This is a genomic window from Actinomadura madurae, assembly GCF_047130825.1.
GTDB classification, from domain to species: domain Bacteria; phylum Actinomycetota; class Actinomycetes; order Streptosporangiales; family Streptosporangiaceae; genus Spirillospora; species Spirillospora madurae.
Map to the genome: position 1 here is coordinate 6482967 of NZ_CP083237.1, position 22873 is coordinate 6505839.

Here is a 22873-nt window from a genome sequence, read left to right on the forward strand (position 1 = left end):
CGAACGATCAGCCATGGAGTTAATCTGACGCCGTCTATTGTAAGGAGGGCGGATGCTCCCGAGCAATCCCAATGATCGCCCCTCGGCGGGAAATCAGGTCAATGTGGGCACCTGGGGAAACATTCGGTCGACGCAGATCGCGGGCGGCGACATCAACGTCAGGAAGCGCAATATCCGCGTCGGGCTGGCCGGGCTGGCGGCTCTCACGGTGTTCGGAGGCGGGTCCGTCGTCATCCTCAATGTCCAGGGCGGGAAGGCGCCGCTCACCTACGAAGAGGGAATGACGCCGGCCGAGGTGAAAGGCATCGGCTCGTCGGGCGGCGAGAAAGGTGCCAGGCAGACCGCCGTCATCTATCTCCAGGCCGCCGTCGCGGGCGACGCGGCGACCGCGTGCGAACTCGTGTCGGCTGACGCACGAGCCAAGCGCTTCGCTCTGCGCGGCTGCGACAGCGTGGTCCTGGAGTACGCGGAGCGCATCGCGGACTCCAACCGCCCCGGCACTCCCGGGCGTTGGAGGGAAGCACTGGGAAAGGCGAGCACGACGGTGCGGATGCGGGGCACCGGAACGGCGGAGGTCATCGTCCGCCCGTCCGGCATCCGGCCGGTCTCCGTCACGGTGGCCAGGCAGGACGACAGGTGGCGCGTCATCGGCACATCGATCACCGGGTTGGGGCTGGACTGAGCGGAGGGGGGCCGGGCGGGCGCCGGGACGGAGGTGGCGCCGTAAACATTCCGTAAACGCGGTCCGCGAGGCTGGGGGCACTGGGAAGGACAGCGGCAGGACGGTCCCGCCGCCCGCCCGAGAGGACGCTCACAATGCGCACGTTCAAGCTTCAGGTCCAGGTCAGCGCGGACGGCTACATGGCCGGCCCGAACGGCGAGATGGACTGGATGACGATGCCGTGGACCGACGACGTCGACGCCTATGTCGACGCGCTCCACGCGTCGGTCGACTGCATGGTCCTCGGCCGCAAGCTCGCGGAGGGCTTCATCCCGGCGTGGGAGTCAGGGCCCGAGGGCGAGACACAGGAGTCCATCGACCAGATGAACAACACCCCGAAGGTGGTCATCTCCGACACGCTCGCCGAGTCGCCGTGGAAGAACGCCGTGGTCGCGGGCGGCGACCTCACCGAGACCGTGAACCGGCTGAAGGCCGAGCCGGGCGGCGACCTCATCACCTACGGCGGCGGCACGCTCGTCCGGGACCTGATCGGACGGGGGCTGCTCGACGATCTGCACCTGTTCGTCAACCCGACCGCGGTCGGGTCCGGCATGCCGGTCTTCCCGGCGGGCGGCTACCAGCGGCTCGACCTCGCCGGCTCGCGCTCGTTCGACTGCGGGATCACCGTCCTGCACCTCAAGCCGAAGCGCTGATGACCGGCGTGCCGGGCCGGCGCGGTGCCGGCGGCGGCCAGGCCGGCGTCCTGGCCGCCTCGACGGCCTACTGCAGGAGGTGGCGGAGGGTCGTCTCGTCGGTGACCGAGCGGTAGTAGCAGGTCGGCCGGGCCTCCCCGGACGGGAGGTTCGTGTGGCAGGCGCCGCCCGTGGTGCGGTCGACCAGGTAGAGCAGCGAGTTCTGCTCGCAGTTGACGCGCACGTCGACCAGGGCGAGGACGTCCCCCGAGGTCGCGCCCTTCCGCCACAGCTCGTTGCGGGACGTCGACCACAGGACGGCGATCCTCTCCTCCAGCGTGGCCTTCAGGGCCTGGTCGTTCGCGTATCCGATGAACAGGACCTCACCGCTGCCGGCGTCCTGCAGGACCACCGGGACGACCCGCGCCCCGGTGGCCGCGACGCCGGCCAGCTTGTCGAAGTCCAGGGTGAGCCGGGTGCCTTCTTCGAGTTCGTTCACCCTGCCATCCTGCCCGGCCGCGCGGTGGGCGTCGTACCCGACACGGGCCGGCGGGCTCGCCGGGCCCTCTCTCAGGCCGTCCGGCCGTCCGCGCGCAGGGCCAGCGCGCCGAGGGCGGCGTAGCCGCCGGTGATCGCCGCCAGCCCGGCCGCGGGCCCGCGCGGCACGTCCCCGCGGATCAGATGCGCGACCCCGGCGGCGGTGTCGCAGGCGTCCACCATCAGGCAGAGCCTTCGCCAGCGGCGCCGCGCCGCCGGGTCGCTGATCAGGTAGCCGAGGCCGAGCGCGACCGCCCGGCTCCCGAAGATCCGGATCATGTACCTGAGCTCGGGCGTGTCCCGGTCGCCGGCGCCGACCAGCTTCACGTTGAGGCCGGGCGCGGCCAGCGCCAGCGCTCCCCACACGACGCGGCCTCCCGCCGCCATCTCCAATGCGCGTTCCATGCCTGCGACACTCGCACCCGGCGTGGACGCGACTCGATTACCCCGCGGGTAAAGCCGCTTCGCCGGGCGGGGACGCGGGTCAGGCGGCCAGGATCGACTGGACGGTCGCCGTGATGAGGGGGGCGGTCTCCTCGGTCTTCAGGCGCTCGGCGCGGTTCTCCTCCGCGGCACCGTGCAGGACGTACTGGACGACGTTGACCAGCCACGTGATCGGCATGTCGGTGCGGAACACGCCCTCGTCCTGACCTCGGCGGATGAGCTGTTCGAGGCGGTCGGCGGGACGGCCGTGCAGTTCGCGGATGCGTCCGGCGGAAAGGGTGCCCTGGGCCGCCGTCAGCAGCGCGGCCGACTCGGCCACGAGGGACCAGCTCGACTCCAGCAGCCGGTCCAGCGCCTCCCGCGCGTTCCCGGTGAGATCGACGCCCGCCAGCACCTCCTCGCCGGAGCGCAGCGCGTCGGCCAGGGCGGCGTCGACCAGCTCGGCCCGGTTGCGGAAGTGGCCGTAGAGCGTCATCCGCCCGACCCCGGCGGCCTTGGCGATGTCGTCGATGCTCGCGCTCGGGTCCCTGCTGAGGCTCTCGCGGGCCGCGGAGACGATGCGGGCGATGCTGCGCTCGGCGTCTGCGCGCCGGCGCCGGCCGGGTGATGCGGAAGACATGGCCCAATCCTAACTCGTACACCGAAGTACGTGTTACTCTCATCTAAGTCGTACAGTCGAGTACGAGTTAAGGAGAGAGATTCGATGACGGACAAGATCCCCGGCCCGGAGGGCGCGGGCGGCACGGGCGGGACGGCCCACCCGCTCCGCTGGCGCATCCTCGGCTTCCTCGGCATCGCCCAGCTGATGCTGATCCTCGACGTCACCGTCGTGGCCATCGCGCTGCCGCACATCGAGACCGACCTGGAGCTGAGCCGCCAGGCCGTGACCTGGACGGTCAGCGCCTACACCCTCACGTTCGGCGGGCTGATGCTGCTCGGCGGGCGGACCGCCGACCTGATCGGGGCGCGGCGGGTCGTGCTCGCCGGGCTGCTGATCTTCACGGCGGCGTCCCTGGTGACCGGGCTCGCCGGGTCCGGCGGCGTCCTGCTCGGCGGCCGGATCGCGCAGGGGGTCGGGGCGGCGATGCTGTCCCCGGCCGCGCTGTCCCTGGTGGTGAGCCTGTTCGACGGCGACGAGCGGAACAAGGCGCTCGGCGTCTGGTCCGCGCTCGGCGGCGGCGGCGCCGCGCTCGGCGTCCTGCTGGGCGGCGCCCTGACGGCCGGCCCCGGCTGGCCCTGGGTCTTCTACGTGAACGTCCCGATCGGCGTGGTGATCATCGCGGCGCTCGCCCGGATGCTGCCGCGGCAGAGCGTGCCGGGCCCCCGGGCACGACCGGACGTCCTCGGCGCACTGCTGGTCACGGCGTCGTCCGGCGCCCTGATCTACGCGTTCATCCGCGCCGGCGACGACGGCTGGCTCAGCCCCGCGATCGGCTGGCTGGTGCTGCTGGCCGCGGTCGGCTACGTGGCGTTCGTCGCCCGGCAGAAGACCGCCCGGTCACCCATGATGGACGTCTCGCTGCTGGTGCGGCGCCCGGTGGCCACCGGCACGTTCCTGATCCTGATGGCGACCGCCCTCATGATCGCGGTGTTCTTCCTGGGCACGTTCTACTTCCAGCACGCGGAGGGGTTCGGTGCGCTGCGGACCGGCCTGCTGTTCCTCCCCGTCGCCGTCGCGACGATGTTCGGCGCCAACCTCACCGGCCGGGCCATCGCCACGGCGGGACCGCGCCGGCTCGCCGTGACCGGGCTGGTCACCGCCGCGGTCGGGATGGCCGTCCCGGCGGTGTCGATGAGCCCGCTGAGCGTGGTGATCGGCACGGCGATCGCGGGCGCCGGGACCGGAGCGATGTTCGTCGTCGCGTCGGCCACGGCGCTCGGCCAGGTGGCCCCGCACGAGGCCGGCATCGCGTCCGGGATCGTCAGCACGTTCCACGAGTTCGGGGCGTCCATCGGGGCGGCGGTCATCTCCAGCGTGGCCGCGGCGAGCCTGGCGGGACAGACCCTCGACGGGTTCACCGACGGGTTCGTCCTGGCCGCGGTCGTCGCCGCCGTGGGAGCGGCCGCGGCGGCGGTCCTGACCCCCGGCCGTCCGGCGGCGGCGTAACGGCAGGGAAACAGGCGACGCCGTTGTATCGGCGCATGACTCCCACATCACGGCGAACCGCACTCAAGGTGCTCGGCGGCGCCGCCGCTTCCGGCGGCGCCGCCCTGACGTCCCTCGGAGCGGCGCCCGCTGCCGCCGCGTCCGGCCGGATTCCTCCCGGCCTGAAACCTGGAGGCGAGCTGGACCAGCTCATCGCCGACCTCGCGGCCGGGGACCGGTTCTCGGGCTCCGTCCTCCTGACCTACCGGAAGCGGCCCGTGCTGAGCCGCTCGCACGGGATGGCCGACAGGAAGAAGGGAGTGCGAAACGGGCCGCGGACCCGGTTCGCGCTCGGGTCGGTCACCAAGATGTTCACCGCCGTCGCCGTCCACCAGCTCGCCCGGCAGGGGAAGCTGAACTACACCGACAAGCTCGGCGCCCACCTCGACGGCTTCCCGGCGCACATCGCGGACAAGGTGACCGTCCACCACCTGTTCACCCATTCCTCCGGCCTCGGTGGCTTCCACAACCTGCCCGGGTACAGGGAGGCGTCCGAGAAATGGAACAGCCCGGACGAGGTACTCGACGGCACGGTGGACTTCATCCGGAAAGTCGATCTGGCTTTCCCTCCCGGGGCCGGAAACCAGTACAGCAACTCCGCGTACTGCCTGCTCGGGGCGATCGTGGCCGCCCTTTCGAAACAGTCCTACTACACGTACATGAAGCATCTCTTCCGGGACGCCGGCATGGGCGACAGCGGCTTCTTCACCAAACCTCAATGGCGGGCCGACCCCACGCTCGCCCACCCGTACTACAAGAAGCCCGGGTCGTCGGAATGGACCGACGGCCTCGAAGAGCACGCCTACATCGCGCTGCCGCCCGGCGGTTCCTTCGCCACGTGCGCGGACATGGACCGGTTCGCGCAGATCCTCATGAACGACGACCTGCTGGGTCCCGTCTACACCAGCCTCATGCTGGGGGCGAAGATCCCCAGACCCGACGACGAGCCATCGGAAGAACAACTCGGCACGGCGTTCGCCGGATACGGTTCGCTCACGGAACTGGCAGGCGACCAGTGGGTGCACGGGCACGGCGGTGGCAGCACCCTCGGGACGTCCGCCAACCTCGACTTCTTCCCCGCGAGCGGATGGGTCGTCGTCGTCCTCGGCAACTCCGGGGACCGGTCCAGCCAACCCATCGCCGAACTGGCCAGGGACCTTATCCTCCAACAGTGACTCCCCGCACTGGACCGCCCCTCGCCGACTCCCTCAAATGGGCGCTGCTCGTCCCGCCGCTGCTCGCTTTCGGGGGTTGGGTGGCCCAATACCCGTACGGCCTCATCGTGGTGGGCGTCATCATCGCCGTGGTGACGGCATTCGTCGCGATCGCCGTCGTCGGCTCGTCGTGGCAGCGGCCCGGTGCGGCGGTCCTGGTCGCCGTCACCGGGTTCGCCCTGCCGATCTTCGCCGGGCCGGCGCTCTACATCGTCTACATGGAGACGCTGGGCGAGTCGGCCCCCGCCGTCGTCACCAAGGTCGAGAACCGGGACGCCCGGCGCGGGGCCGACTGGTTCTGCACCGTCGTGGAGACCACGGGCGATCACGCCGTCCACAAGATCTCCCAGCAGGAGAACTGCTTCGGCCAGATCAAGCCGCTCCAGAAGATCACCCTGCGAAAGGACCCGCTCGGCCTGCTCGACCCGCGCCTCCCCGACCGCCCCGGCGAGAGCGACACCCTCCTGAGCGTCCTGCTGTCAGCGGCGCTCTTCGCGGCGAACGCGGCGACCTTCCTCTACGCGGGCCTGCGCCGCAGAGGCAAGGCCCGCTCCCCAGCCGCACCCGACCTCACCTCACAGGTCAAGAGCTAACGCTCGATGGTGGAGGTCAGGGGTTAGCGTCGCGACGCCCTTCCCGACTTGACGTCTCAGGAGCGTCCCATGCCGCCGACCTCGCGCATCGTCAAGCTCGCCGCCCTGCCGGACGGGCTGCCAAGGCCAGAGCACTTCGCCGTCGTGGAGGTGCCCGTACCGGTGCCGGACGAGGGCGACGTGCTGGTGCGCAACCGCTTCTTCCAGGTCTTCCCGGCGGTGCGCACCCTGATCGGCGGCGGCGTCGAGGGCACCCCGTTCCCGCCGCTGCGGCCCGGCGATCCGCTGTTCGGGGCCGCGATCGGCGAGGTCGTGTCGGCGCCGCCGGACGCCGGGCCGCGGCCCGGCGACCTCGTCCGGCACTGGCTCGGCTGGCGCGAGCACGCCGTCATGCCGGCCGATCAGTGCTCGCCGCTGGACGACACGCTGCCCGATCCGGCCGCCCATCTCGGCCAGGCGGCCATCGCCTACGCGGCCCTGACGCGGGACGCGCCGGTCCGTCCGGGCGACACCGTGTTCGTGTCCGGCGGTGCGGGCGGGGTCGGTTCCCTGGCGGGCCAGATCGCCCGCCTGCTGGGCGCGGGCCGGGTGATCGGCAGCACCGGTTCCCGGGAGAAGGCAGGACGCCTCGTCTCGGAGCTGGGTTACGACGCGGCCCTGATCCGAGGCACGGAACCCTTCGCCGAGCAGCTCGCGAAGGCCGCCCCCGACGGCATCGACGTGGTGGTGGACAACGTCGGCGGCGAGCAGCTCCGCGCCGCGATCGCCGCCGCTCGCCACGACGCGCGCTTCGTCCTGGTCGGGACGCTCGCCGGGCAGCTGGCGCCGGACCGCTCCGGCACCACGGCCCCCGTCGAGATCGACACCTTCCAGCTGGTCGCCAAACGCATCGCGATGCGCGGCTTCGGCGGTCCGGACGGCACCGGGGAGTGGGCCGAACGGTTCGGCGCCTGGCTGCGCGCAGGGGGCATCACTTTCCCGCACGTACGCATCCGGGGCATCGGTCAGGCACCGCGGGCGTTGCACGATTTGATCGGCGGCCGGTACCTCGGGGCGGTCATCATCGAGCTCTAGACCTCCGAGAGGAGACCCGATGCGGATCAGCGACGCCGCGGCGGCGGCCGGGACGACCCCGCGGGCCCTGCGCCTCTACGAGCAGCGCGGCCTGCTGCCGCCGCCGTCCCGGACGCCGAGCGGCCAGCGCCGCTACGCCGCCGCGGACGTGGCCCGCGTGCTGACGATCCGCCGGATGCTGTCCCTGGGCCTGACGATCGAGGACCTCCGCGCCTGCGCCGACCGGCTCCACCTCCTCGACGGCGACGCGCTGCCGCCCTACGACAGCCCCGCATGCGCCCCGAGCGGCATCGCCCGCCGCCGCCTCGCCGTCCTCGACGCCGAGATCGCCCGCCTGACCGATCTTCGCGACCGGCTGGCCGCCCAAACCGGCGCCCCGGCCGACCGATGACCGGCATCGGCTTGCGGCCGGCCACGCCCGCCGACGACGAGTTCTGCTTCGAGCTGCACAAGGCCGCCATGGGCGCCTACGTCACCGCGGTCTGGGGCTGGGACGAGGAGGTCCAGCGCGGCTTTCACTCGCGCTCGTTCGACCCCGGCCACTGGCAGATCATCACCGCGGACGGCGCCGACGTCGGGATGCTCGCCGTCGACCACCGTCCCACCGAGATCTACCTCGGCCGGATCGAGCTCCTCCCCGGCCACCAGGGCCGCGGGATCGGCACCGAGCTCATCACCGCCCTGCTCGACCAGGCCGGCCGGCAGGACAAGGCCCTGGTCCTGGACGTCCTGACCGTCAATCACCGCGCCCTCGCCCTCTACCGGCGCCTCGGCCTGCGCGAGGTGGCCCGGCTCGGCGACGGCGACATCAAGATCAGGATGCGCTCCACCCCGCACAGGCCCAGCGGCGGCTGACGCTCCGCCGGTCAGGTGCTGACCGCCTTCTTGTAGAGGCGGGTGGCCAAGGGGACGAACACGACGAGGATGACGGCGATCCAGAGCAGTGACACCGGGACGGCGTGCTGGACGGGCCAGGCGTCCGAGGTCTTCAGCGCGGGGCTGGTGTTGCCGAAGAGTTCGCGTGCCGCCTGGGTGAAGGCGGAGACGGGGTTCCATTCGGCGAAGACGCGGAGCGGCGCGGGCAGTTCGGAGCTGTCGAGGAAGGCGTTGGAGATGAACACCAGCGGAAACGAGACCATGGTCGCGATGTTGTTGAAGCTCTCAGGAGTGCGCAGTGCCAGCGCGACGGCCGCGGTGACCCACGAGAACGCGTAGGCGAACAGCAGCAGCAACCCGAATCCGAGGACCGCCTTGTAGGGCGAGGTGTGCACCCGCCAGCCGACGATCAGCCCCATCGTCCCCATGACGACCAGGCCGGCGAGATTCATCAGCAGGTCGCTGATGGTCTGGCCGATCAGCACCGCGGACGGCGCCATGGGCAGCGAGCGGAACCGGTCGAAGATGCCCTTCTGCAGGTCCAGGGTGAGCGTGTAGCCGGTGACCTGCGCGCCCGTGATCACGGCCTGGACGAAGATGCCGGGAAGCAGGAACTCCTTGTACGACATCCCGGGGACGTCGATGACGCTCCCGAAGACGTAGGCGAACAGCAGCACGAGCACGATCGGGAGCATGACGACGGCGCCGAGCATGTCCGGCGACCGCCTGATCTTCAGGGTGTTGCGCCTGGCGATCGTCCAGCCGTCGGCCATGGGCATGGTGAGCGCGTTCATCGGGCGGCCTCCTCGGCCTGCGGTTCGGTGCCGGACGCCCGGCGCCCGGTCAGGGTGAGGTAGACGTCGTCGAGGGTGGGGCGCCGCAGCCCGGCGTCCCGCACCCGGACGCCCTCGCGGGCGAGCCGGCCGAGGACCTCGCGGAGCGCCTCCGGCCCGCCGGTGACCGGCACCGTGATCCGCAGCGACTCCGGGACGGTCCGCATGGCACCGACGGCGACCCAGGCGAGGGCCTGCCGGGCGGTCTCCAGCTCGTCGGGGTCGCTCACGGCCAGCTCGATGCGGTTACCGCCGACCTGGTCCTTGAGCTCGTCGGCGGTGCCGCGGGCGATGGCGCGGCCGTGGTCGACCACCAGGATCCGGTCGGCGAGCCGGTCGGCCTCTTCCATGTACTGGGTGGTCAGCAGCACCGTGCCGCCACGGGCGACGAAGTCGGAGATGGTGTCCCACAGCGCGGCGCGGGCTCGGGGGTCGAGGCCCGTGCTGGGTTCGTCCAGGAACAGCACCGGCGGGTCGGCGACCAGCGCGCCGGCCAGATCGATCCGGCGGCGCATGCCACCGGAGTACCCCTTGACCGGACGGTCCGCGGCGTCGACGAGGTCGAAACGCTCCAGCAGCTCGCGGGCGCGGGCCCGGCTGCGCTTCGCGCCCAGGTGGTACAGGCGTCCGATCATCTCCAGGTTCTCGGCGCCGGTGAGGTGCTCGTCGACGGCGGCGTACTGGCCGGACAGGCCGATGTGCGCGCGCAGCCGCGCGGCGTCCCGGACGACGTCGTGTCCGGCGACCGTGGCCCGGCCGCCATCGGGGCGCAGCAGCGTGGTCAGGACTCGCACCGTGGTCGTCTTGCCGGCGCCGTTCGGGCCCAGCAGGGCGAGCACCGTGCCCTCGGGGACGGAGAAGGTCAACTCGTCCAGGGCGGTGACCTCGCCGTATCTCTTGACCAGCCCTTCGGCGGTGATCGCGTCGCTCATGAGGGGGCTCCTTGCCGGTGTCGTCGAAAAGTCAGGATCGGTGGACGTCGATGTCGCCCCAGTTGGTGTGCGCGTGCAGCTCCAAAACCTTGCCGGCGTCCTCGGGGCCCTCAGAGGGCGTCAGGCTGTTGCGCACCACGCCGTTCTTGGAGTGCAGGTCCAGCCAGGCGGCCGTGCCCTCGGCGATGCCGACGGCGACCTTGCCGTAGCCGTTCTCCAGGTGGACGGTGCCGCTCACCGCAGCACCGATCCGGATCCGGCCGTGCGCGGACTTCGCGGTGACGCCGGCCGGCACGCGGTCGATGTCGATGTGACCGGTGCCGGTCTTCAGATCCAGGTCACCGGTCGCCTCGCCGATGCCGATGGAGCCGGTGGAGGTCTTCACCGTGCCGGGACCGTCGATGGTCCCGAACCGGATCGTCCCGGTGGAGGTGCTCGCCTCCGCCGGGCCGGTCACCCGGTCGACGGAGATGTCGCCGTTGGACGCCCTGGCCTCCAGGGGACCGGTCTCCTCCAGACGCAGGTCGCCGTTGGCGCTGTGCAGGACGGTCTCGCCGAGCGGACCGGTCGCGATCAGATCCGCGGCGACCTCGGCCTCGACGCGGGACCCGGCCGGCAGGACGACGGTCACCTCGATGGAGCCGCGCCAGGAGCGCAGGTAGGCCAGCCCCTTGGGCTTCGGGCCCTTGACCAGCAGCCGTCCGCCGGAGAACTCGACGACCGTCCGCTCGGCGGCCTGCACGCTCGCCTGGTCGTCCGGGTCGCTCGGGCGCACCTCCACCTCGGTTTCGGAACGGTCGCCGGCGTGGATGCGGACCTGGCCGGTGTAGACCTGGATCTCGGCGGTGATCGGTTCGGGGGTGTCGAAAGCAGGCATGGCGGAGCCCTCCTCATGGGTCCGGTGGTGAATCCCGGCCTCGGGCCGGGCGATGAGCGGTGGGGCCGGGCCGGGCTAGCGCACCCAGCCGGTGTAGCTGCGCCCGCTGTGGGACTGCTGCGGCCGGTCGGCGGGACGGCTCCCGGCGCCGGACTCGAACGCGGCCGAGATCGCGCGGACGAGCCAGGCGTTGACGGAGATCCCGTCCCTGCCTGCCGCCTCCTCCACGCGCACCTTGAGGTGCTCGGGCAGCCGCAGGGTCATCCGCGCGGTGCCGCCTTCCTCCACGGACGGCGGCACGGGCTCCCGGACGGGCTCCCGCGCGGGTTCCGCCCCGCCGGGCGAGGGCGGCGCCGGCTGCGGCGGCGTCACGACGAACGCCGGGTCACCGCCGCGCAGCCGCACCTCGACCGAGCCCGGAGCGAGATCACCGGTGATCTCGTCCGCCGCGGCCGACAGCGCCTCCAGCAGCGCCAACCTGGCGGCCGACGCGAGAGCACCGCTGAGGCGTTCGGCCAGCTCGCGAGCGTCCGGCCCGCCCGCCTCCGCGGCGACGGCCAGCTCACGGCGGAGGTTCTCCACGTAGGGCATCAGATCCATGCCCTCACTATGACGCCATCATGACGTCAAGTCAAGTCAAAATGACGTCACTCCGCTTCAAGGTGGCGTCACCGGCTGGCCGGGACGTGATTCCAGGTCGAGCATCATGTCGAGCGACCGGAGTCCGTCCGGGCCGGTGAACGGGCCGATGTGCCGGAAGCCGTTCTTCTCGTAGAAGCGGATGGCACGGGCATTGTCGGCGAGGACGCCGCCCCACAGGATGATCCTCGTCCGGCCGAGCTTCCGGACGACGTCCGTGAGGAGCGGGAAGGCCAGCGTCCCCACCTGGCGGCCCTGGAACGCGTCGGCCAAGGTGGGCCCGAAGCGGCAGTCGGACGTCTCGGTGAGCTGGACGCCTGCGGCACGGTAACGCGCCACGTCCTCGTCCACGAGGGCGAGGCTGAGCTCGAAGAGGCCGACGATCGTCCTGGAAGCCGCGTCTTCGAGCACCAGCCGGAGCTTGTCGTAGCGCGCGATCGCGTCGCACAGCTCCCGGGCCGCCGCAAGGTCGTACCCGTCGAACGTGCTGAACCGCCGCGACTCGCCCGAAAGCCCCCGGAGGAATCCGGCGAGCCCCTCCGCGTCGGCGTGGACGAGCGGCCGAAGCACGACCTCGGGACCGTCACGCAGGCTCAGCCGATACGTCAGAACCTCCGGAGCCTCAGCGATCTCCCCAAGCGTGAGCACTCCGACACCTTCTCAGTCGCTGCGACGACTGTGCGCGGGCTTCGCGGTGACGCCGTGCTCTACTGCCAGGTGGCGGTGTCAGGGTCGATGCCGTGGGCGCGGGCGCCGGCGTCGATGATCCGGCGGAACCATGGGGCGAGGCCGGCGCGGATGCCGTCGTAGTGCGCGGCGAATCCCGGGTCGGCCTCGAACATGCGCCCCAGGCAGACCTGCATCTGCCTGGTGAGCGGAAAGTACGAGGAGAAGACCTCGCGGTGCCGCTCGACGAGTTCGTTCGCTTCCGGGCTGCCGGGTGCGACGCCGGCGTCCATCGCATCACCGAGGGCGCGGTCGAGGTCGGCAACGGCGTCGGCGACGGCCTGCCACTCCTCCGGACCGCGGGACGCCGCGCGTTCGGCGAACTGCTGCCACTGCGGCGTGTGTCCGTAGCGCCGGCGGGCCTCGGCGACCCCGTCCGGGTTCCACTCGGGGCCGAAGATCGCGGCCTGCTGCTCGGCGGTCAGCAGCAGGCCGCGCTCGTGGGCGTCGATCATCCGGTCCAGCCCGGCGCCGAGCCGCCGGAGGCGGTCGATCCGTTCGGCTATCTGGGCGCGCTGCGCCCGCAACGCGCCCGGCACGTCCGCGGTCGCGTCGTCCAGGAGCTCCCGGATCCTGTCCAGGCCCAGACCGAGCTCACGGTAGACGACGATGCGGTGCAGGCGTTCCAGATCACCGGCGGTGTAGAGCCGGTAGCCGGCGGCCGTGCGCAGCGTCGGGCGCGCCAGGCCGACCTCGTCCCAGTGGTGCAGCGCACGGACCGTCACACCCAGACGCGTCGACACCTGACCGACGGTCAGGCCATCGGCGTCGGTGGCATCAGGCATGCTCCTCATTGTCGTCCCGGCCGAAACCCGGTGGGGTGATCCCGACGGCTTCAAGGTCCCGCGCCTCCTGACTTTCCGGATCGAAGGGCTTGGCCGCGGTGAGGACGACCCGCGCGTTCTCCGGGGTGATCACCTCCACGTCCCGAGTGTTCCAGGGGGTGTCGCGGGGTCCTTCGACCGAGTCCGGGCGCATCGCACGGCAGTCCTCGGCGAGGGAATCGACCTGGCTGAGCACGCACGCGAAACTGACGCTCATCGCCGGTGGCTCGTCCAGGACGCTCTCCGCCTGGACGAGGAGTACGTCCTGGAACGCCCACCGGCGCAGATGCACGAGCCTGCCGGGGATGCCGAACAGTTCGAAGAACCCGAGCCCGCGGATCCAGAAGTCCACCGACGCCGCCAGGTCGTTCGTCGGGATCGTCACGAACGCGGGCATTCCATAGATGCCGCGGTACGGCTCCGGCGGGACCGCGTCCGGGCCGGGAGCGGGTACGGGGCTGATCTCGAACGCGCTGTAGTGGTCGCTCATGCACCCCACCTTCGAGCCTCACGCAACGTGAGGGTCAAGCCGTGCGCGCTCGAGCAGCTCGGCGGTCGCCTCCCACAGGCGCCGCTCCCGGACGCGGTCGTGGGCGACCGGCTGCACGTCGGTCACCTTGGTCTTCACCACGAACGCGCCATCGCGCACGTGTGCCCACTTCTCATCGAGGGCCATCGCCGCCAGCAGCGGCCCCGAGCGTCGCGGCGTCGACACACCGGGTACGCGGCCCAGAGCACGGCCCATCGCCTGGACCCCCTTGGGGGCGCCACGGCTCAGCGCGGTGCCGGGCATCCAGCCCGGTTCGAACACCGACACGTTGATCCCGTCGCCTACATGGCGCTGCAACTCATGGGCGTAGTACAGGATCGCGAGCTTGGCGTTGGAGTACGCGACGCCGGAGGCGGTCATGCCCGGCACCTGCTCTCCCTCGGCCGGACGGGCGAGCTCGACCGGATCGGCCCACTCGGCCTCGGCCACGTGGAGCAGCTTGCGCCAGAAGTTGGCGTGATAGGTGTTCGAGCCGAGCAGCACGACCCGCGCCGGGGCGGTGAACGAGCCGAGCAGGTCGCCGATGAGCTGGGCGTGGGCGAGGTAGTTGACGGCGAAGGTCATCTCGTAGCCGTCGGCCGAGGCCTGCCTGGTGTCGGCCGACATGATGCCCGCGTTGGCGACCAGCGCCCGCAGCGGCCGGACGGCGCCGGTGGAGAGCAGGTCGCGCACCGTGGCCGCGGCGGCTCGCACGTCGGCCACGCGAGACAGGTCGCAGCCGATCTCGCGGACGCGGGCACCTCGCGCGCGGGCCTCGTCGGCGACCGCGGTCAGCTCCCGCCCGGCGCGGCCGAGCAGGAGCAGGTCGGGACGCCGCCCGTGCGGGCGTCCGGCCATGGCCAGCGCCGCGTGACGGCCCAGGTTGCGGGTCGGGCCGGTGATCAGAACGGTTCCGGGTTCGGTCATGGCCCCAGCCTGCGCACCCGGCCGAGCCGCAGGCAGTCGTCCGGTTTTCGTAGGACTGCCAGGGCCAGGACAATTCCATGCGGATCGCGCAGACTGGATCGCGTGGAAGCGTGGGAGTTCGGCCGGACGGTGCGCCGCCGGCGCGACCGGCTGGCACCCGAGGCGGTCGGCGTGCCGGTGGGCCGCCGGCGGCGGGCCAGCGGGCTGCGACGCGAGGAACTGGCCGCGCTCGCCGGCATCTCGACCGACTACCTGACCCGCCTGGAACAGGGGCGCGCGACCGCGCCGTCGGCGCAGGTGGTGGAGTCGCTCGCCCGAGCGCTGCGCCTGCCCGGCACCGAACGCGACCTGCTGTACCGGCTGGCCGGGCACGCCGCGCCCGGCCCGGACGTCGTGCCGTCGCGGGTCACGCCCAGCGTGCAACGCCTGCTCGACCGGCTGTCGCACACCCCGGTGGCCGTGTACGACGCCGGCTGGACGCTCGTGCTGGCCAACGCGCCCTACGACGCGCTCATGGGCGACACGACGGCCTGGCGGGGCCTGGAGCGCAACGCCGTCTGGCGCAACGTCGCCCGCCTGCCCTCAAGAGTCGTCCACACCCCCCAGGAGCAGGCCGAGCACGAGGCCCGGCTCGTCGCCGACCTGCGCGTGACGGCCTCCCGCTACCCCGCCGACCGCGCCCTGCGCCGCCTGATCAGCGACCTGACCTCCGGCAGCCCCCGCTTCGCCGAACTCTGGGACGCCGAGGCCCCGCCGCCCCTGCCCGACCCGTCCCGGCACAAGACCATCGACCACCCGTCGGTCGGCCCGATCACCCTCGACTGCGACACGCTCTTCGTCGCCCTCGACGACCTGCGCATCACCGTCTACACCGCCGAACCCGACACCCAAGACGCCGACCGCCTCTCCCTGGCCACCGTCCTGGGCCTCCAATCCACGGTCTCCTGACCTGACACAACGACCGGGTTCTTTAACCGAGCAGGAAACGGATCACCTTGTTGGTGTGGCCGATCAGGCGGCAGACAGCGAAATAGGCGAACGTGAGGGCGAACGTGGCGAGCGTGACCGGCACCCAGAATCGATCGACGATGTTCCGGTCGGCTTTCGCGGCATTGTTGTGGTCGCCGCGCACGTACCGGACCTTGACCCTGTCTCCGGGGTCCGGCAGCTTTCCCCAATCGCTCTGCTCGATCTTGACCCGGACGCTCTGGCCGTCGACGGTGGTGAACGCCACCACCAGGTGGCCGCTCTTGTAGCCCTCCTCTGCCTCGATGACCCGCGCGAACGTCTCTTCGCCCGCACGCATGCGGTCGATCTCGGCGATGAAGAACCCCAGCGAGATGAGACCGAAGAAGGCGGCACCGAGCATGCAGCCGACGGCCTGCCCCCGTGACTTGTTCATGCATCTTGGACGCGCGGTGGCCGCGCACGACCGCATGTTTCAATGGCCGTCCTCGGTCACACGGCCCCGTTGCCACCGGCCGTCAGCGGCTACGTGGCAGGTAATCGCCGCACGGCCGGTGGCGCTGTCACGGTCGGCTCGTGCGCCCCGGTTGTCGATCTGAGGAGGCCGACCATGTCCGCTATTGCCACGCCTACGAGCACGCGAGCAGTGGTGGAGGAGTTGCTGCGCCGGATCGGTGAAGGCGACCCGGAACGGATCGCTGCGATGTACGCCGAGCACAGCGACTGGAAGCTGGACTGGCCTGAAACCGAGCACGGCCGCGCCGCTACCCCCTGGATCCGGCACCGGTCCAGCCGTGCCGATGCCGCCGCCCACTTCAGGGAAATCGCCGAGCACCACGTCCCGGAGAAGGCAGACACCCGGGCTGAGCGCATTCTCGTGGACGGCAATGACGCGGTGGTGCTGGGGGAAATCCGGCAGACGGCCCGCTCCACCGGACGCGCTTACCGAGCCCGGTTCGCCCTGCACCTCACGGTCGAGAACGGCCTGGTCACCCGACACCACGTCTACGAAGACAGCCTCGCCGTCGCCCAGGGCTTCACCCCCTGATCAGCAACGACGGCCATCCCGGGCGGGCCCCTCAACAGACACCCGCCAAACCTGACGTGCCGCCCATCCACCTGGTGAGCTACGCCATCCTGATCGAACACGGACGCATGCCGATGGTCGATCACCGGCTCGCCGGGCTGCGCCTTCCACCGGGCGAAGAGCCCTGGCGCACCGTCCGCCGCGAAAGCCGTGAGGAACTCGGCGTGGAGGTCATAGCGCCCGATCCAGCGTCCGCCGAGCACCGCTTCACACACAAACTCCGGACCGTCCTCTGGCCCCGCAACGGTCCGCCGGTGGCCTGGAGTTCGTGCATGGCTTCCGGGCTCGGCCTTGACCTGACGTCCGATGTCATGGCCCGGTTGCTGTCCGCGGCCCGACGCACCGATCCTGAGTTCATACTCGTCCATTCGGAAGGACACGAACTGGAGCCACTGGTTCCGGCCGCAGTATCCGAATGAGCGGCCCTGCCGCGGATCGGGGCCGGTCGAGCACGCGGGCCAGGCTGCGTATCCGGCTCCCGCACGCCGCGCCCCTATGGAGTGGGCCGTTCCACCGAGGCCATCGGCGAGAACCTGCCGCTACTCGCCGACCGCGGCTTCGCCGCGCCCGATCGGCCCGCTCGGACGGTACATGCCTGGAATGAGATGCGGCGTCACCAGGGTGTCTCATCCTTGAGCCGGGTGAGCAACGCACCCACGCCTCCGAACTCAGCACGCGGCGCGGCACGGCGCAGGAAGGTGGCAACGGTGGCGCCGGTCTCGTCCTTCCTGGCGTCAAGGTGCAGCAGGCCGCCAGGCTGATCCGCGCGCAGCGGACGGTGGTGTGGCGGGTGTCTGGGATGCTTCGGCCCGGTGAGCGGATCGCACTCGGACGGTGCACTCGGGGCACGCCGGTCGCAGCGGTGCTTGAGCCGGTTGAGCAACCTTCGTGGTCGTGCATGCGACCCGCGTATCCGCCAGCGAGACCGGGGCCAGGGGATGATGTGGCATGGCGATGTATCTGACGTTCAAGTCCCTGACGATTCTGTCGGACCACGAGGTGGCCATTACGTTCACTGACTCCGCAGGTGAGGAGATCACCTACCGCTTCACGGCGACGGAGGGCCCGATCAGGACGATCAGCGGCGAGGATGCATTCGGCGACCAGTACCGACTCACCCCCGGCCCGGCAACGCCGATGTGGCCGGAACGCCTTGTCGCTAAAGCACTGGACGCGTATCAGGACCCCCTTCCCGCCGGGGAGACACTTGAGCAGCTCCGCTTGGAATGCCGCGAAGAGCTGGACAGGCGCTGGCGACGGAAGGACTCGTCTCCTTAAGGCAGGAGTCGCGCCTTGTCAGGGTCTGTGGAGTCGCGAACACCCACGAGGCCGCCCCGTCCAAAAGACAAGTGCACCCGTTGTTACTGCTCTTGCGCCAGCGTCCCGCCGGCCGGAAGGCATCTCCTCAGCACATGAGATTCGCCGCGTCCTGCTTGAGCCGGGTGAGCAGCGCTCGCCATGCCTGCGGGGTCAGGGTTAGGCGTGGCCCCTCTGGGGCCGTCGAATCGCGGACCGCGATGAAGCGTGCCCCACCCGGACAGGGCAGCCAACTCCACGCACTGGTGATCGTCCTGGCTGCCGCTGTAGCTGCTCTTGCGCCAGCGGGTCTCCGTCAGATGGGGCATGGGTCCTTCCTCCTCGGCCGCGTCAGGCCGTGCGCTCGGACGTTTCCTGTTTGAGCCGGGTGAGCAATGCACCCCAGGCCTCCGGACTCAGCACGAGGTGCGGCCCCTCCGGATCGGTCGAGTCACGAACTCCGATCCCGCCGCCCTGTCCAGACGCCGGGCATGCGCACTCGACGCAGGTCTCGGACTGGCTGGCGCTGTAACTGCTCTTGCGCCAATGAGTCATTTCTTGATCCTTTCGCTTGCGTGGATGCGGAGATCGCGGATAGCTCGCTCAAGGCGTTCACCGGTCTCAGTCTTGCTAAGGGCGAGGCAGCACAACTCATCCTGCACCCTTCGGTATGCCGCTACGCTTTCATCGTCGTCGATGAAGAATCGACGACGGAGCGCGTCGACGACTACAACGGGGAAGTTCCCCACCTCAACGTCCAGGATGATGAACGATCCGTCAACGCCAGGATGCGTGGGGGCGGTGAACGGAAAAACCCGGAGATCGATGTTCGGTCTCTGGATGAGTTCGAGAAGGTAGCGGAGCTGGGCGATCATGACTTCCAGTCCGCCCATCCATTGACAGATAGCGGCCTCACCGATCACGGCCTTGATCGAGAGCGGGTCAGGCCGGTCGAGCGCCTCTTTACGCGCCATGCGGTAGGTGACCCCCTCCTCGATGTTTGTCAGCCCGCTGCTGGGGACGGACGACATGACCGCGTGTGCGTACTCAGGGGTCTGAAGGAGCCCAGGGATCAGGTCCGCGTGGTAGGCGAAGAACTCGGAAGAGTCCTGTTCGAGCATGACGTACTCACCGTAGTTCGGCCCCTTGCCGGGGAGCTTGTGGCGTCTGGTCCAATCACGGGAGCGGCCGCCGGTGGCTAGGCCGACGAGGGCGGATCTCAGGTCGTCGTCCTTCTCATAGCCGTAGGACATGAGGATGTAGTCGACCTCGTGGGCACGGGCTCCGACCTGGGCCTTCTCCATCCTGCTCAAGGCGCTCTTGGACATCATCACGCGAGCAGCCGCCTCTTCGAGGGTCAGGCCGCGTTCTTCACGCAGCTTGCGTAGCTGTGCACCAAGTCGCTGTCGGTGAACGGTCGCGAGTCGTCTTGCCATAGCACCGAGTGTGATGTCGCGGCAACGATCTGTCACCCGGCTCGGAGAAAGCGGGAAATCCCGCTTTCCCGGAATCCCGGAGTGCTCGCCTCCCTGTCTCCGGCAAGGCGGTTGTGGGGGTTCACCTGGCGTTTCATGCTGGCGGGCGTCGGTTACCGGAGGGAGTGAGGCAATGACGTGGTGTGAGCGGGAGGCGGGAGAGCTGCGGTTGCTCGGGACGATCACGATGCCCGGGGTGGCCAGGTCCGCGCGGGCGGCTCGGGCCTTCGTGCGGGGGATCGCGCCGCAGGTGGACGACGAGGCCATGGCCGACATCGTGCTCTGCGTGGACGAGCTGGTGGCCAACGCCGTCGAGCACACCGCGTCCGGCGCGGGCGGTCAGATCACCGTCGTGGTGAGCGCCCGCGACGACATCCTGCGCGTGACCGTCCTCGACCAGGGCGGCGCCCGGGAGCAGCCCCGCGTGTGCACGGATCTCTGCGCGGAGGACGGTCGCGGCCTGCTTCTCGTCGACGCCCTCTCCAAGAGCTGGGGCTCGCATCCCGCGTTGAACGGCTCCGCCGTGTGGGCGGAATTTCATGCGGTGAACGGCTTGCCAGCCTTTTAGTCTTGGCCGATGCCGCTTCTCGTGCTTTCGCCCCGCTACACGTCCGACTCGAAGGTGCTGCGTGCCGCGGCCGGACGGCTCGGGTGGAAGACCGAGCGGCTGGGCGGCTGGCGGGCACCGGCGCATATGCATGGACAGGACGTGGCCCTTTACGGAGAGCCCACATTCGTCGAGGTCATCGCCTCGCAGGTCGGTGTCGCGCTTCTCGATGTCCCGTCCGGTTGGTTGCCGGGGCTTCCCGAGCGGCATCGGCGCAGGAGTATCGAGGTGTCGACGTTGGGTGCTGTGCGGCAGGGCCTTTCTGAGGCCGCGTTCGTGAAGCCCGCGGATGGGCGCAAGGCGTTTGAAGGCAAGGTGCACCACTCGCCGGACGAGCTTCCTGGCCAGGACGTCCTGCCCGACGAAACTCCGGTGTTCGTCAGCGAGCCCGTCAGGTGGGACGTGGAAGTCCGCTGCCACGTCCTGGAAGGCCAGGTCGTCACCATGTCCCCCTATCTGTTGGACGGCGAACTCGCCCTCAGCGAGGACGGGCATTGGCACGCCCCAGAGCAGGACGTCCGTGAGGCCAGCGAGTACGCGGCGCGTGTCCTGGAGGAGGTGCCCGTTCCTCCGGGGACCGTCCTCGATGTTGGGCGCATCCACGATCGGGGCTGGGCTGTCGTGGAAGCCAACGCCGCCTGGGGTGCGGGCCTCTACGGGTGCGACCCCGAACAGGTCCTTCGTGTGCTGGCCCGATCGTGCCTCGACCGCGAAAGCACTGCCCCAGAAGACCGTGACTGGGTCGTCGAGGAGGTCACCGTCGACATGGACAGGTAGGGCACCCCAGTCATCTGACAGATGAGCGGCCCTCCTCGCCCTTCGTAGCTTCGAGCACGTCATCGAGCTATGTGAGGAGCGACCCCATGACCGAGACACCGCTTCGCGTCGCGATCATCATCGGCAGCACGCGGGAGGGGCGGTTCGGCCCGACCGTGGCGGAGTGGTTCGCCGAGGAGGCCCGGCAGCGCGACGACCTGATCGTCGACGTGGTCGACGTGGCGGACGAGCCGCCGCCGGCCGCGCTCGGCGCGCGGACGTCCGAGAGGTTCGCGGGCGTCACCGCGAAACTGGCGCAGGCCGACGCCTACACCGTCGTGACCTGCGAGTACAACCACAGCTATCCCGGCACGCTGAAGAACCTGATCGACACCCACTTCTACGAGTGGCGGGCCAAGCCGGTCGCGTTCGTGTCGTACGGGGGACTGTCGGGCGGGCTGCGGTCCGTGGAGCACCTGCGGGGCGTCTTCGCCGAGCTGCACGCGGTCACGATCCGGGACACGGTGAGCTTCCACAGCCCGTGGAACTGGTTCGAGACCGACGGCCGGCCGATCGACGCCGAGGGCGCCACCGCCGCCGCCAAGGGGATGCTCGACCAGCTCGCCTGGTGGGGGCACGCGCTGCGCGACGCGCGCGCCGCCCGCCCGTACGGGGCCTGAGATGACCGCACTGGCGGAGGCCGCGCCGCGGGTCAGGACCCGGCCGATGGCGATCGTGCTCGTGCTGGTCCTCGGCTCGATCATGATCACGCTGGACATGACCGTCGTGAACATCGCCATCAACCGGCTCGCGCAGGACTTCCAGGCGCCGCTCGGCACCATCCAGTGGGTGGCGACCGGCTACTCGCTGGCGCTCGGCGCGATGATCCCGTCCAGCGCCTGGGCCGTCGGACGGTTCGGCGCCCGCCGCCTGTACCTCGGCGCGATCGCGGCGTTCGCGGCCGGGTCGGTGCTCGCCGGGCTGGCGTGGAGCATCGAGTCGCTGATCGTGTTCCGGGTCGTGCAGGGGTTCAGCGGCGGGCTGGTGATGCCCGTCGGGATGACGATCATGCTGCGCGTCGCGGCACCGGAGCAGCTCGGACGGCTGATGAGCACGCTCGGCCTGGCGATCCTCGTCGGGCCGCTGGCCGGGCCCGTCCTCGGCGGCTGGCTGATCGACGAGGTGTCGTGGCGGTGGATGTTCTTCGTCAACCTGCCCGTCGCGGTGGTGGTGGTCGCGCTGGCCGCCCGGCTGTTCCCGCGCGACGCCCCGGCGGAGCGGACGCCGCTGGACGTTCCCGGGCTGCTCATGCTCTCGCCGGGAATCGCCGCCGTGCTCTACGGCGTGACGACCGGCGGCGACCACGGCGGCTTCGGCTCGGCGGGCGTGCTGGTGCCGCTGGTCGCGGGGGTTCTGCTGGTCGCCGCGTTCGCCGTCCGGGCGCTGACCGCGCGGAACCCGCTGATCGACCTGCGCCAGTTCCGGGACCGGACGTTCGCCGCCGCCACCGGCACGCTGACGCTGTTCGCGTTCGGCTACTTCGGGACGATGCTGCTCCTCCCTCTGTACTTGCAGGTCGTCCGGGGCGAGAGCGCGACGATGGCCGGGGTCCTCGGCATCCCGTTCGCGCTCGGCTCGGGGACGGCGATGCAGGTCGCGGGCCGGATCATCGACCGGGTGCCGCCCGGACGGCTCGTCCCGGTGTCGATCGCGACCGCCCTCACCGGCTTCGGGCTGTTCACCGTGCAGCTCGGCGCGGACTCCTCGTACTGGGGCCTGTGCGCGACGATGCTGCTCATGGGCGCGGGCGGCGGCGCGACGATCATGCCGGCGATGACCGCGGCGACCCGCGGCCTGCCGCACGACCGGGCCCCGGCGGCGAGCGCGACCGTCAACCTGATCAACACGATGTCGGGGGCGGTCGGGATGGCGGTGACGTCGGTCGTCCTGTCCGCGCTGATGAGCGACCTGGTGCCGGACGGCGAGGGCGGCGCGCTCCAGGCCGTCCACAGGCTGGGGACGAAGGAGCTCGCCGGACCGCTCGCGGAGACGTTCCAGCACACCTACCTGTTCGCGATCGGCCTGCTGGCGCTGGCGCTCGTCCCGGCGCTCCTGCTCCCGCGCCGTCCGGCCGAATGAACGCGGGCGGCCCCGGCACTAGG

The 22873-nt window shown here is 70.7% G+C and carries 31 protein-coding genes and 1 pseudogene; 16 read left to right on the top strand and 16 right to left on the bottom strand.

Annotated elements, in window-relative coordinates; all coding sequences use genetic code 11:
- Positions 1-52: 52 nt before the first annotated feature.
- A complete protein-coding gene (locus tag K8Z49_RS29600) occupies positions 53-682 on the top strand; it encodes a hypothetical protein (protein WP_412515772.1) in 630 nt (209 codons plus the stop codon).
- A gap of 134 nt (positions 683-816) precedes the next feature.
- Positions 817-1374, top strand: a complete 558-nt coding sequence (locus K8Z49_RS29605; protein ID WP_412515773.1) for a dihydrofolate reductase family protein — start codon at positions 817-819, stop codon at positions 1372-1374.
- A 67-nt stretch (positions 1375-1441) separates the two neighbouring features.
- Here K8Z49_RS29605 and K8Z49_RS29610 read toward each other — a convergent pair whose 3' ends face one another.
- The 3 genes from K8Z49_RS29610 to K8Z49_RS29620 all read right to left on the bottom strand — a co-directional run bounded on the left by K8Z49_RS29610 (position 1442) and on the right by K8Z49_RS29620 (position 2953).
- Positions 1442-1852, bottom strand: a complete 411-nt coding sequence (locus K8Z49_RS29610; RefSeq protein ID WP_021594306.1) for a phosphoribosyl-AMP cyclohydrolase — start codon at positions 1850-1852, stop codon at positions 1442-1444.
- 71 nt (positions 1853-1923) lie between these two features.
- Positions 1924-2295: a hypothetical protein gene (locus K8Z49_RS29615; RefSeq protein WP_412515774.1), complete on the bottom strand. Its 372-nt coding sequence runs from the start codon at positions 2293-2295 to the stop codon at positions 1924-1926.
- Positions 2296-2374: 79 nt separating this feature from the next.
- Positions 2375-2953, bottom strand: coding sequence for a TetR/AcrR family transcriptional regulator (locus K8Z49_RS29620; RefSeq protein WP_021594308.1), 579 nt, complete (start codon positions 2951-2953; stop codon positions 2375-2377).
- Between the two features lie 84 nt (positions 2954-3037).
- On the opposite strand from K8Z49_RS29620, the gene K8Z49_RS29625 reads away from it, so the two are divergent.
- The 6 genes from K8Z49_RS29625 (at position 3038) to K8Z49_RS29650 (ending at position 8216) form a co-directional block, all read left to right on the top strand.
- A complete protein-coding gene (locus K8Z49_RS29625; protein ID WP_075022930.1) occupies positions 3038-4441 on the top strand; it encodes an MFS transporter in 1404 nt (467 codons plus the stop codon).
- A 35-nt stretch (positions 4442-4476) separates the two neighbouring features.
- Entirely contained in the window at positions 4477-5655 is a 1179-nt protein-coding gene (locus tag K8Z49_RS29630; protein ID WP_412515775.1) for a serine hydrolase domain-containing protein, read from the top strand.
- The gene (locus K8Z49_RS29635) at positions 5652-6287 is read left to right on the top strand and encodes a hypothetical protein (protein WP_412515776.1); all 636 of its coding nucleotides are present in this window, start codon (positions 5652-5654) and stop codon (positions 6285-6287) included. The genes K8Z49_RS29630 and K8Z49_RS29635 overlap by 4 nt, the downstream gene beginning before the upstream one ends.
- A gap of 69 nt (positions 6288-6356) precedes the next feature.
- Positions 6357-7361 (top strand): MDR family NADP-dependent oxidoreductase, encoded by a 1005-nt coding sequence (locus K8Z49_RS29640; protein WP_412515777.1) that lies wholly within the window; start codon positions 6357-6359, stop codon positions 7359-7361.
- A gap of 19 nt (positions 7362-7380) precedes the next feature.
- Entirely contained in the window at positions 7381-7752 is a 372-nt protein-coding gene (locus K8Z49_RS29645; RefSeq protein WP_075022934.1) for a MerR family transcriptional regulator, read from the top strand.
- On the top strand, positions 7749-8216 hold the full coding sequence (locus tag K8Z49_RS29650; protein WP_412515778.1) for an N-acetyltransferase family protein: 468 nt from the start codon (positions 7749-7751) through the stop codon (positions 8214-8216). The genes K8Z49_RS29645 and K8Z49_RS29650 overlap by 4 nt, the downstream gene beginning before the upstream one ends.
- Positions 8217-8227: 11 nt before the next feature.
- Here K8Z49_RS29650 and K8Z49_RS29655 read toward each other — a convergent pair whose 3' ends face one another.
- From K8Z49_RS29655 to K8Z49_RS29690, 8 genes are all read right to left on the bottom strand, one after another.
- Positions 8228-9031 (bottom strand): ABC transporter permease, encoded by an 804-nt coding sequence (locus tag K8Z49_RS29655; RefSeq protein WP_021594315.1) that lies wholly within the window; start codon positions 9029-9031, stop codon positions 8228-8230.
- Positions 9028-10002 (bottom strand): daunorubicin resistance protein DrrA family ABC transporter ATP-binding protein, encoded by a 975-nt coding sequence (locus tag K8Z49_RS29660; protein WP_021594316.1) that lies wholly within the window; start codon positions 10000-10002, stop codon positions 9028-9030. Before K8Z49_RS29660 ends, K8Z49_RS29655 begins: the two co-directional genes overlap by 4 nt.
- Before the next feature lie 31 nt (positions 10003-10033).
- The gene (locus tag K8Z49_RS29665; RefSeq protein WP_412515779.1) at positions 10034-10879 is read right to left on the bottom strand and encodes a DUF4097 family beta strand repeat-containing protein; all 846 of its coding nucleotides are present in this window, start codon (positions 10877-10879) and stop codon (positions 10034-10036) included.
- Positions 10880-10954: 75 nt separating this feature from the next.
- Entirely contained in the window at positions 10955-11479 is a 525-nt protein-coding gene (locus K8Z49_RS29670) for a hypothetical protein (RefSeq protein ID WP_021594318.1), read from the bottom strand.
- 57 nt (positions 11480-11536) lie between these two features.
- A complete protein-coding gene (locus K8Z49_RS29675) occupies positions 11537-12166 on the bottom strand; it encodes a GNAT family N-acetyltransferase (RefSeq protein ID WP_412515780.1) in 630 nt (209 codons plus the stop codon).
- Between the two features lie 59 nt (positions 12167-12225).
- Positions 12226-13029 (bottom strand): MerR family transcriptional regulator, encoded by an 804-nt coding sequence (locus tag K8Z49_RS29680; RefSeq protein WP_021594320.1) that lies wholly within the window; start codon positions 13027-13029, stop codon positions 12226-12228.
- A complete protein-coding gene (locus K8Z49_RS29685) occupies positions 13022-13558 on the bottom strand; it encodes a glycosyltransferase (protein ID WP_075022938.1) in 537 nt (178 codons plus the stop codon). The genes K8Z49_RS29680 and K8Z49_RS29685 overlap by 8 nt, the downstream gene beginning before the upstream one ends.
- Positions 13559-13576: 18 nt before the next feature.
- Complete coding sequence (locus tag K8Z49_RS29690; RefSeq protein WP_412515781.1) at positions 13577-14524, bottom strand: SDR family NAD(P)-dependent oxidoreductase; 948 nt, start codon at positions 14522-14524, stop codon at positions 13577-13579.
- 102 nt (positions 14525-14626) lie between these two features.
- Between K8Z49_RS29690 and K8Z49_RS29695 the strand changes: the two genes are divergently transcribed.
- A complete protein-coding gene (locus K8Z49_RS29695; protein ID WP_412515782.1) occupies positions 14627-15472 on the top strand; it encodes a helix-turn-helix transcriptional regulator in 846 nt (281 codons plus the stop codon).
- Between the two features lie 22 nt (positions 15473-15494).
- On the opposite strand, the gene K8Z49_RS29700 is transcribed toward K8Z49_RS29695, so the two are convergent.
- On the bottom strand, positions 15495-15893 hold the full coding sequence (locus K8Z49_RS29700) for a DUF3592 domain-containing protein (RefSeq protein ID WP_024934694.1): 399 nt from the start codon (positions 15891-15893) through the stop codon (positions 15495-15497).
- Positions 15894-16100: 207 nt separating this feature from the next.
- Between K8Z49_RS29700 and K8Z49_RS29705 the strand changes: the two genes are divergently transcribed.
- The 3 genes from K8Z49_RS29705 to K8Z49_RS29715 all read left to right on the top strand — a co-directional run bounded on the left by K8Z49_RS29705 (position 16101) and on the right by K8Z49_RS29715 (position 17855).
- Positions 16101-16538: a nuclear transport factor 2 family protein gene (locus tag K8Z49_RS29705; RefSeq protein WP_412515783.1), complete on the top strand. Its 438-nt coding sequence runs from the start codon at positions 16101-16103 to the stop codon at positions 16536-16538.
- Between the two features lie 74 nt (positions 16539-16612).
- Positions 16613-16996 (top strand): hypothetical protein, encoded by a 384-nt coding sequence (locus K8Z49_RS29710; protein ID WP_412515784.1) that lies wholly within the window; start codon positions 16613-16615, stop codon positions 16994-16996.
- Positions 16997-17525: 529 nt separating this feature from the next.
- Positions 17526-17855, top strand: coding sequence for a hypothetical protein (locus K8Z49_RS29715; protein WP_412515785.1), 330 nt, complete (start codon positions 17526-17528; stop codon positions 17853-17855).
- Between the two features lie 127 nt (positions 17856-17982).
- Here the strand turns inward: K8Z49_RS29715 and K8Z49_RS29720 are convergent, their stop codons facing one another.
- The 4 genes and pseudogenes from K8Z49_RS29720 to K8Z49_RS29735 form a co-directional block, all read right to left on the bottom strand.
- Positions 17983-18144, bottom strand: coding sequence for a DUF397 domain-containing protein (locus tag K8Z49_RS29720; RefSeq protein ID WP_412521194.1), 162 nt, complete (start codon positions 18142-18144; stop codon positions 17983-17985).
- Positions 18143-18202 (bottom strand): annotated as a pseudogene (locus tag K8Z49_RS29725) (DUF397 domain-containing protein); the annotation flags it as partial. The gene K8Z49_RS29720 and the pseudogene K8Z49_RS29725, both read right to left, overlap by 2 nt.
- Positions 18203-18224: 22 nt before the next feature.
- Positions 18225-18428 carry a DUF397 domain-containing protein gene (locus K8Z49_RS29730; RefSeq protein ID WP_081842404.1) on the bottom strand — a complete coding sequence of 68 codons (204 nt, stop codon included), beginning with the start codon at positions 18426-18428 and terminating at the stop codon, positions 18225-18227.
- Positions 18425-19309: a helix-turn-helix domain-containing protein gene (locus K8Z49_RS29735; protein ID WP_412515786.1), complete on the bottom strand. Its 885-nt coding sequence runs from the start codon at positions 19307-19309 to the stop codon at positions 18425-18427. The genes K8Z49_RS29730 and K8Z49_RS29735 overlap by 4 nt, the downstream gene beginning before the upstream one ends.
- A gap of 172 nt (positions 19310-19481) precedes the next feature.
- Here K8Z49_RS29735 and K8Z49_RS29740 point away from each other — a divergent pair, with 172 nt between their 5' ends.
- From K8Z49_RS29740 to K8Z49_RS29755, 4 genes are all read left to right on the top strand, one after another.
- A complete protein-coding gene (locus K8Z49_RS29740; protein ID WP_021594329.1) occupies positions 19482-19916 on the top strand; it encodes an ATP-binding protein in 435 nt (144 codons plus the stop codon).
- A gap of 9 nt (positions 19917-19925) precedes the next feature.
- The gene (locus tag K8Z49_RS29745; protein WP_412515787.1) at positions 19926-20732 is read left to right on the top strand and encodes an ATP-grasp domain-containing protein; all 807 of its coding nucleotides are present in this window, start codon (positions 19926-19928) and stop codon (positions 20730-20732) included.
- Positions 20733-20818: 86 nt separating this feature from the next.
- Complete coding sequence (locus tag K8Z49_RS29750; protein WP_021594331.1) at positions 20819-21391, top strand: NADPH-dependent FMN reductase; 573 nt, start codon at positions 20819-20821, stop codon at positions 21389-21391.
- A gap of 1 nt (position 21392) precedes the next feature.
- Positions 21393-22850 carry a DHA2 family efflux MFS transporter permease subunit gene (locus tag K8Z49_RS29755; protein WP_412515788.1) on the top strand — a complete coding sequence of 486 codons (1458 nt, stop codon included), beginning with the start codon at positions 21393-21395 and terminating at the stop codon, positions 22848-22850.
- Positions 22851-22873: the final 23 nt, after the last annotated feature.

Bases quoted from the DNA above. Each gene is read 5' to 3' on its own strand.
- K8Z49_RS29685 (WP_075022938.1), bottom strand. From the start codon at position 13,558: ATGAGCGACCACTACAGCGCGTTCGAGATCAGCCCCGTACCCGCTCCC.
- K8Z49_RS29655 (WP_021594315.1), bottom strand. From the start codon at position 9,031: ATGAACGCGCTCACCATGCCCATGGCCGACGGCTGGACGATCGCCAGG.
- K8Z49_RS29665 (WP_412515779.1), bottom strand. From the start codon at position 10,879: ATGCCTGCTTTCGACACCCCCGAACCGATCACCGCCGAGATCCAGGTC.
- K8Z49_RS29740 (WP_021594329.1), top strand. From the start codon at position 19,482: ATGACGTGGTGTGAGCGGGAGGCGGGAGAGCTGCGGTTGCTCGGGACG.
- K8Z49_RS29735 (WP_412515786.1), bottom strand. From the start codon at position 19,309: ATGGCAAGACGACTCGCGACCGTTCACCGACAGCGACTTGGTGCACAG.
- K8Z49_RS29645 (WP_075022934.1), top strand. From the start codon at position 7,381: ATGCGGATCAGCGACGCCGCGGCGGCGGCCGGGACGACCCCGCGGGCC.
- K8Z49_RS29700 (WP_024934694.1), bottom strand. From the start codon at position 15,893: ATGCTCGGTGCCGCCTTCTTCGGTCTCATCTCGCTGGGGTTCTTCATC.
- K8Z49_RS29605 (WP_412515773.1), top strand. From the start codon at position 817: ATGCGCACGTTCAAGCTTCAGGTCCAGGTCAGCGCGGACGGCTACATG.
- K8Z49_RS29730 (WP_081842404.1), bottom strand. From the start codon at position 18,428: ATGACTCATTGGCGCAAGAGCAGTTACAGCGCCAGCCAGTCCGAGACC.
- K8Z49_RS29625 (WP_075022930.1), top strand. From the start codon at position 3,038: ATGACGGACAAGATCCCCGGCCCGGAGGGCGCGGGCGGCACGGGCGGG.
- K8Z49_RS29640 (WP_412515777.1), top strand. From the start codon at position 6,357: ATGCCGCCGACCTCGCGCATCGTCAAGCTCGCCGCCCTGCCGGACGGG.
- K8Z49_RS29715 (WP_412515785.1), top strand. From the start codon at position 17,526: ATGGCGATGTATCTGACGTTCAAGTCCCTGACGATTCTGTCGGACCAC.
- K8Z49_RS29650 (WP_412515778.1), top strand. From the start codon at position 7,749: ATGACCGGCATCGGCTTGCGGCCGGCCACGCCCGCCGACGACGAGTTC.
- K8Z49_RS29660 (WP_021594316.1), bottom strand. From the start codon at position 10,002: ATGAGCGACGCGATCACCGCCGAAGGGCTGGTCAAGAGATACGGCGAG.
- K8Z49_RS29750 (WP_021594331.1), top strand. From the start codon at position 20,819: ATGACCGAGACACCGCTTCGCGTCGCGATCATCATCGGCAGCACGCGG.
- K8Z49_RS29600 (WP_412515772.1), top strand. From the start codon at position 53: ATGCTCCCGAGCAATCCCAATGATCGCCCCTCGGCGGGAAATCAGGTC.
- K8Z49_RS29705 (WP_412515783.1), top strand. From the start codon at position 16,101: ATGTCCGCTATTGCCACGCCTACGAGCACGCGAGCAGTGGTGGAGGAG.
- K8Z49_RS29690 (WP_412515781.1), bottom strand. From the start codon at position 14,524: ATGACCGAACCCGGAACCGTTCTGATCACCGGCCCGACCCGCAACCTG.
- K8Z49_RS29755 (WP_412515788.1), top strand. From the start codon at position 21,393: ATGACCGCACTGGCGGAGGCCGCGCCGCGGGTCAGGACCCGGCCGATG.
- K8Z49_RS29680 (WP_021594320.1), bottom strand. From the start codon at position 13,029: ATGCCTGATGCCACCGACGCCGATGGCCTGACCGTCGGTCAGGTGTCG.
- K8Z49_RS29670 (WP_021594318.1), bottom strand. From the start codon at position 11,479: ATGGATCTGATGCCCTACGTGGAGAACCTCCGCCGTGAGCTGGCCGTC.
- K8Z49_RS29615 (WP_412515774.1), bottom strand. From the start codon at position 2,295: ATGGAACGCGCATTGGAGATGGCGGCGGGAGGCCGCGTCGTGTGGGGA.
- K8Z49_RS29630 (WP_412515775.1), top strand. From the start codon at position 4,477: ATGACTCCCACATCACGGCGAACCGCACTCAAGGTGCTCGGCGGCGCC.
- K8Z49_RS29745 (WP_412515787.1), top strand. From the start codon at position 19,926: ATGCCGCTTCTCGTGCTTTCGCCCCGCTACACGTCCGACTCGAAGGTG.
- K8Z49_RS29620 (WP_021594308.1), bottom strand. From the start codon at position 2,953: ATGTCTTCCGCATCACCCGGCCGGCGCCGGCGCGCAGACGCCGAGCGC.